This is a genomic window from Rhodoferax sp., assembly GCF_023701345.1.
Lineage (GTDB): Bacteria > Pseudomonadota > Gammaproteobacteria > Burkholderiales > Burkholderiaceae_C > Rhodoferax.
In genome coordinates this window covers 1-3186 of record NZ_JAMPXE010000215.1, presented here as the reverse complement: position 1 = coordinate 3186, position 3186 = coordinate 1, and the positions used below count along the sequence as shown (strand labels likewise).

Below are 3186 nucleotides of genomic sequence, written 5' to 3'. Positions count from 1 at the left end.
TACCTGCGCTTTGCGTTTTGCGGCACGCTGGGCGCCTTGCAAGCGGGGCGCAGTCTGGACACGGGCATTGTGCGCACCCTGTGGCTGAGTCCGGCTGAGGTTCGCGCCAGTTCTGCACGCCACCGCAGTCCGCTCGTGATCCAGTGCATGGAAGACTATTTGCGGGGCCAGCGTTATCCGCTGTCGCTGATCCATACCGATGCCGATGTGATCGACCCGCCTCCCATCTCCACGGGTGGCCAAGCATGAGCGGCACGGTCAAACGACAGCGCGTGGTGGTGGGCTTGAGCGGTGGCGTCGACTCTGCGGTGACGGCCTGGCTGCTCAAGCAGCAGGGCCATGAAGTGATCGGCATCTTCATGAAAAACTGGGAAGATGACGATGACAGCGATTACTGCTCTTCCAACATTGACTTTGTCGATGCCGCTGCGGTAGCCGACGTGATTGGCATCGAGATCGAGCACGTCAACTTTGCCGCCGATTACAAGGACCGGGTGTTTGCCGAGTTCCTGCGCGAATACAGCAACGGACGCACACCCAACCCTGACATTTTGTGCAATGCCGAGATCAAGTTCAAGGCCTTTCTGGACCATGCCATGCGGCTCGGGGCCGAGAAAATTGCCACCGGGCATTACGCCCGTGTGCGCTTCAATGCCAACACCGGCTGCCATGAATTGCGCAAGGGGCTGGACCCGGCCAAGGACCAAAGCTATTTCCTGCACCGGCTCAACCAGAAGCAACTGGCCAACACCCTGTTTCCGGTCGGCGAATTGCTGAAAACCGAGGTGCGCCGCATTGCGCTGGAAATTGGTCTGCCCAACGCGAGAAAGAAGGATTCCACCGGCATCTGCTTCATTGGCGAGCGGCCGTTTCGCGAATTCCTGAACCGTTTCATTGCCAAAGAACCCGGCCCGATCAAGAACGACAAGGGGCACACCATCGGCGAACATGTGGGCTTGAGCTTTTACACGCTGGGGCAGCGTCAAGGCCTGGGCATTGGCGGCCTCAAGGCCAAGGGGGCACCGCGTGGCGGCGGTGACCACGCGCCCTGGTTTGTGGCGCGCAAGGACATGGCCAACAACACCTTGTGGGTGGTGCAGGGCCACGATCACCCGTGGCTGCTGTCAAATGAACTCACGGCGCAGGATGCCAGCTGGGTCGCGGGCCAGGCGCCCACGGCCACGGCGCTGGCCGCCAAAACCCGTTACCGCCAGACCGATGCCGCGTGCACCTTTCTGAGCACCGCGCCAGACAGCTTCAGCCTGGGCTTTGCCCAGCCACAGTGGGCCGTCACGCCCGGTCAGTCCGCCGTGCTTTACGACGGCGACATCTGCCTCGGCGGTGGCATCATCACAGGCTAACCCATGCGCGACAGCAGGTTTTCCATGTCTTTGAGCATGGTGTCCATGTTGTCTTTTTGCGTTGGGTCAGGCTTCAAACAGGATGACAGTTCCTGCTCCATGAAGCACATGGTCATGCGAAGGTAGGTGCTGTCAAGCGCCTTGCGCACAGCGGCAAACTGCTGACTGATCTTGAGGCAGCTCTCGCCCTCCTCGATCATGCGCTGGACGCCGCGAATCTGGCCTTCAGCTCGCCGCAAGCGGTTGAGCACTTCGGCACGGGCGGCCTCATTGGTCAAAACGGTCATGTAGAGAACCAATCACTTAATTGGCGCAGCCAACTTTTGACTCTGGCACACCCAGTTTTTTCAGGATGATGCCAAGGGGACAAAAATTGGTGAAGCCGGATTGAAACAAATTGGCGCCGACAAAGGCCGTGAAGGCCAGGGCCCACTTGCTGACGAACAGCGGACTGCTCTCGACCCCCAATGCCAGGGAAATCATGATGAACAGACCCGCAAAAACCAGGATATAACGTTGCACGGTCATGGCGATGGCTCCTAAAAAACAGTTGAAAATCAAGTTGAATGCGTTTGATCGAGAACAACCGGCGCCTCTGCGTGCGCTTCGTTACGGCGCCGGTACAGCGCGTAATACAACACCGGAATCACCACCAGCGTGAGCAGGGTGGACACCAGAATACCGAAAATCAGGGAAATGGCGAGCCCGTTGAAAATGGGATCGTCCAGAATAAAAAAGGCGCCGATCATGGCCGCCAGACCGGTCAAGGCAATGGGCTGGGCGCGCACGGCGGCCGACTGCACCACGGCTTCCTTGAACGCCACGCCTTGCGCCACCTGCAGCTCGATAAAGTCCACCAGCAAGATGGAATTGCGCACGATGATACCGGCCAGCGCGATCATGCCGATCATCGAGGTGGCGGTGAACTGCGCGCCCAGCAGGGCATGCCCGGGCATGACGCCAATGAGGGTCAGCGGAATCGGCGCCATGATCACCAACGGGGTCAGATAACTCCTGAACTGCGCCACCACCAGCAGGTAAATCAGGATCAGGCCCACTCCATAGGCCGCCCCCATGTCGCGGAACGTGTCATAGGTGATTTGCCATTCGCCATCCCACTTGACCGAATACTGGCGGAACGGATCGCTGGGCTGGCTGATCCAGTATTCGCCCAATGTGCCCGTGCCCGGCAAGGCAGCGGCCTGCAACTTGTCACGAATGGCAAACAGGCCGTACAGCGGCGAATCAAGCTTGCCCGCCATGTCGCCAAAGACGTAGCTGACACCTTGCAAATCCTTGGTATAAAAAGGCTTGTCAATCACGCCCTGCTCGACCTGAACCAACTCTGACAGCGGCACCATCCGGCCATTGGCGGCGCGCAGCGGCATGGCCAGAATGGCATCCAGACCGACCTGGTCAGACAAGGGCAACTGCAGGCGCACCGGCACCGGGTATTTGCTATGGTCATCATGCAGATAGGCCGCATCCACCCCGTTGAGCGCCATGGCCGCAGTCTGAGCCACCATCGCCACCGGAATCCCCAGGGATTCAGCACGCTGACGGCGTACCCGAAGGTAAACACGCGGCGCATCGTCCTTGAGCGAGGTGTCCACACCCACCACGTCGGCAGTGGCGCTGAAAGCTTGCGCCACCCGGCGCGCCAGCGCCTGACGCCCGGCTTCATCCGGGCCATAGACCTCGGCCACCAGCGGCGACATCACCGGAGGTCCGGGCGGAACTTCGACCACCTTGACGACGGCATGGTGACGTGCGCCAATTTTTTCCAGCGCCGGACGCAAGCGCTGTGCGATGACGTGGCTCTTGT

General features: G+C 60.1%; 4 protein-coding genes and 1 pseudogene. 2 read left to right on the top strand and 3 right to left on the bottom strand.

Features of this window, described 5'->3' with window-relative positions:
- A pseudogene (locus NDI87_RS17285) lies at window positions 1-249 on the top strand (NUDIX hydrolase); the annotation flags it as partial.
- Window positions 246-1361 (top strand): tRNA 2-thiouridine(34) synthase MnmA, encoded by a 1116-nt coding sequence (gene mnmA / locus NDI87_RS17280; protein ID WP_296276825.1) that lies wholly within the window; start codon window positions 246-248, stop codon window positions 1359-1361. The pseudogene NDI87_RS17285 and the gene mnmA, both read left to right, overlap by 4 nt.
- Here the strand turns inward: mnmA and NDI87_RS17275 are convergent.
- From NDI87_RS17275 to NDI87_RS17265, 3 genes are all read right to left on the bottom strand, one after another.
- A complete protein-coding gene (locus tag NDI87_RS17275) occupies window positions 1358-1648 on the bottom strand; it encodes a metal-sensing transcriptional repressor (protein WP_296276823.1) in 291 nt (96 codons plus the stop codon). The genes mnmA and NDI87_RS17275 overlap by 4 nt on opposite strands.
- A gap of 16 nt (window positions 1649-1664) precedes the next feature.
- Entirely contained in the window at window positions 1665-1889 is a 225-nt protein-coding gene (locus NDI87_RS17270; RefSeq protein WP_296276822.1) for a DUF2892 domain-containing protein, read from the bottom strand.
- A gap of 29 nt (window positions 1890-1918) precedes the next feature.
- Window positions 1919-3186 (bottom strand): efflux RND transporter permease subunit (locus NDI87_RS17265; RefSeq protein WP_296276821.1); only part of this gene is annotated, 1268 nt, incomplete at its 5' end.